The 3,374-nt window shown below is 56.8% G+C and carries 1 protein-coding gene and 3 pseudogenes; 3 read left to right on the top strand and 1 reads right to left on the bottom strand.

Going from position 1 to position 3,374, the window contains the following annotated elements; all coding sequences use genetic code 11:
* A pseudogene (locus BLS48_RS36490) lies at positions 1-93 on the bottom strand (IS6 family transposase); the annotation flags it as partial.
* Positions 94-230: 137 nt separating this feature from the next.
* On the opposite strand from BLS48_RS36490, the gene BLS48_RS34200 reads away from it, so the two are divergent.
* The 3 genes and pseudogenes from BLS48_RS34200 to BLS48_RS34210 all read left to right on the top strand — a co-directional run.
* Positions 231-1,220, top strand: a complete 990-nt coding sequence (locus BLS48_RS34200; protein WP_084791830.1) for a LysR family transcriptional regulator — start codon at positions 231-233, stop codon at positions 1,218-1,220.
* Positions 1,221-2,544: 1,324 nt separating this feature from the next.
* Positions 2,545-2,853: pseudogene (locus BLS48_RS36495) on the top strand (ATP-binding protein); the annotation flags it as partial.
* 220 nt (positions 2,854-3,073) lie between these two features.
* Positions 3,074-3,292 (top strand): annotated as a pseudogene (locus tag BLS48_RS34210) (transposase); the annotation flags it as partial.
* Positions 3,293-3,374 lie beyond the last annotated feature (82 nt).

Genomic DNA, 3,374 nt, shown 5'->3' on the forward strand with positions numbered 1-3,374 from the left:
GCCATTGATGGCCACCACACATTCGTCGAGATGCCATTTGTCGCCCAGGCAGCCGGCTGACCGTCGCTTGATCTCCCGGGCGAAATGCCGCCCGATAGATGTCCGTCCCAAGGGGCACAATCCAAATAGGGAGGGCCGCCCCCCTTTTTTAGGAAACGGAATACGTCCATGGTCGTCAGCGTGGGAGGTTGTGGAAATCCCCGAACCCGACGAATCGAGGAATAGAGACCATGCGCGAGCTCTCTTGTCGAAATGCCGCACAAAATTGCAGTCGGCCGCACGCAGGTCTGTTAGCCCCCCACCACTATGTCGAACGGCGACCAAATCTGAATCTGGCATCCATCGACCTGAACCTGCTGGTGGCATTGGAAGCCTTGCTGGAAGCCCGCAACGTCACGCATGCGGGCTGGCGCGTCGGCAAAAGTCAACCAGCGATGAGCCGGGCGTTGGCGATGTTGCGCGACATTTTCAATGATGAACTCTTGGTCCGAGGCTCAAGGGGCTTCGTTTTGACGTCGCAAGGCGAACGCTTGGCCCTAATGCTGCCATCGGCGTTGAATGCGATTCGAAAAATTTTGGTGGACAGCAGCGTCCCCACAGGGGAGTGGCGTTCGAAGGCCACGATCGCCGTGCCCGATCACCAAACGCTGATCCTGCTGCCCCGGCTCATGCAGCGCGCGCCTGACCTTGAGATCGTCTTCCATTCGCTCTTTAAAGGCACTCTACGAGCGCTTGAGGATGGCGATATCGATCTGGCCATTGGGCAGATAGCCGCCGCTCCGCCAGGCTACTTGCGCCGCCGCCTCTATACTGACCACTTCGTGTGCTTGCTGCGCCACGACCACCCGTCACTGGCGCAGGAACGGACAATTGAGAGCGTTATGGCCCTGCGTCATGCCGCCATCAGTTCAGACTCCGGTAGCCAAGTCGGGCAAATTTACGACGTTATGCCAGAGTTGGGATTACCGGACCGCAGGATGCGGTTTTCCAACGTGTTAACAGCCGCCATGGTGGCTGCGACTTCCGATATGGCCCTCGTTGTCCCGCACCGGGCGGCTATGCGGTTTTCCGCCATGCTACCGCTCAGGGCGGTCGACCTACCGATCAAAATGGAGCCCTACGAGGTTGCGCTGATCTGGCACGAGCGTTGTCATCGCGACCCAGAGCACAAATGGCTGCGTGGTGAGATCGCTGCGGCACTGACTGCAGGAGCCGACTGAGCCAAGGACTGGCGAGGAAGGCTGCACCATAGTGATGATGCCTGCAGCTTACCTTGTCTGAAACAGACGTCATTCCCTAGTCTACGGCAATTAAGACCACATGAACCGGATCGGATGCTCGGGAACAGCGAGTTTTCCTGAACCCTGATTAGCTGTGAAGCCCGGACACAAATGCGTTGGTCGCCGCAAACGACATAGCAGCCGGTCAGATCATACAGTTGAACCTACTCGATAGTTTCGTCGCTGAAACGTGCACGAAATAATTCGACCAGTATGACATACACGGCTCATCAGGGGCTGATTAATGAGTATAAAGGGATCCGATTGAAGTGTTCCGTATTTCTTTTTTTAGAGTGGCTGCCATCCTCATATGTGCTTGGGCACTGCTCATTTTTCGCCGGTTCACTACGGTGCAGCCGGTGCCATGATCCTAAAACGATTCTTCAACTCCACAGCCGGCATCTACGCCGCGCTGGCGATGGCACTGTCACTAGGCTGCTGGTCGTTTGTTCTGTCCGAACACTACCGACAAGAGACCGGACGATCAATCGGCAAGGCCTTCGAAACTCTGCACCTGGCGGGAGAGGCCCGGGTGGGCATCACGCGGATTGCCGGCTGGCTTCGTCTCGCCAGCGCGACCGGAGAACTCGAGCCGGCGTTCGGGCGCCAAATCACATCGATCGTCGAAAATATCGACCGACTACTGACGCTCCGACAGTTGAGCCAAAAGGAGGTCGAACTTCTGCTCAGAGCCCGGAAAGCCATAAAGACGCAGGTCGCGCCAGTCGCTCTGACCGGCAGAGGTTACTATGAGGCGCTCCGGTGCACGGACGAAATCGAGCAATCTCTGTCCGAAATCGCTCGTTTGCCAGCTGCTTACCGCACCAGCGTCAAAGAGAAAGCAAAGATCACGATCGCTGCTACGCGTAACCGCTTCGTTTTCGCACTCGCGCTCGTTTTGGTGGTTATCGGCTTCATAATAATTGTGCAACGTGCCGAGTTTTCCAGGCGCCGCGATGGATACGTTCGGGCTTTTTCGTTGCTGCATGCGCATATGACCCGATCACGCCTTGTCGCACTTCGGCTGTTTCTTGGCGATCAGACTTCAGCATCACCCGTGATGCATAAGGCAGCACAAGACGCGGTAAAGGAACTTGAAGGTGTCACTAACGGGCTCATAAGGATCGCCAATTCAGAGCGCGACGTTCGTACCCAGCCGCTCGGCAAACTTCTTCAGGAGAATCGCGGTGCACTGGACACTCACATCCGATTTGACATCGAAGACAACGTGCAGGAGCTGCAAGTTCCGGCGACCCAAGTTCGCATGATTGTCGAAGAGCTTGTAAACAACGCTATGACGGCTGTTCAAGGAAAACAAGACAAACAGGTCACAATTGGAGCGCGCCTTCTCAATCGACGCTTTTTGTTCGCGCGCAGGCTTCTCATTGAAATTGCAGACAATGGTTGTGGCATGTCCTCGGATATTCTGGGCAAAGCCGCAACGCCGTTCTTTTCGACGCGAGGAGGGTCGAACCCTGGGCTCGGTTTGACAGGTTGCATTGAAATGGTGAGCGCGATGCGTGGCAATGTGAGAATTAAATCCACGCCCGGGGTCAGCACTGTCGTGCGGATTCTGTTGCCGATCGGCCCCCGCAGCCACCATTCTGACCGGCATCGAAATGATTCACATGATGCGCAAGTGACAGGCGAGGTACGCCTTCAATCCGAATCCGTCCTTGGCCGAGCAGTTCGAAAGGTTCTGTCGCAAACTCTAAGTGTCCGCTCCAAAAAGAAGTGAGTGATTTCAGCGGGTTGTGATTCTGTCGGATTGCTGAGATTCGACGGAGATCATGATGCCCTGGACCGAAACCACTGGCCCTCACTATGAACGGCGCTGCCCGCGCTACGCAAGCGACCTGACGGACGCGGAGTGGGCGCTGATCGAGCCGCTGATGCCGGCGCCGAACCGGATCGGCCGGCCGCGGAAGACGGACCTGCGCGAGCTCGTGAACGCGCTGCTTTACATGGCTTCGTCGGGCGGAGCATGGCGGCTTCTGCCGAAGGACTTCCCACGGCACTGTAAAGTTATCAGCGGATTGATGCAGCGATAGCTGGCCGGGACGGCTGTCACGCTGCGGCGAGACACGCGATTTT

Source organism: Mesorhizobium qingshengii (assembly GCF_900103325.1).
GTDB classification, from domain to species: Bacteria; Pseudomonadota; Alphaproteobacteria; order Rhizobiales; family Rhizobiaceae; genus Mesorhizobium; species Mesorhizobium qingshengii.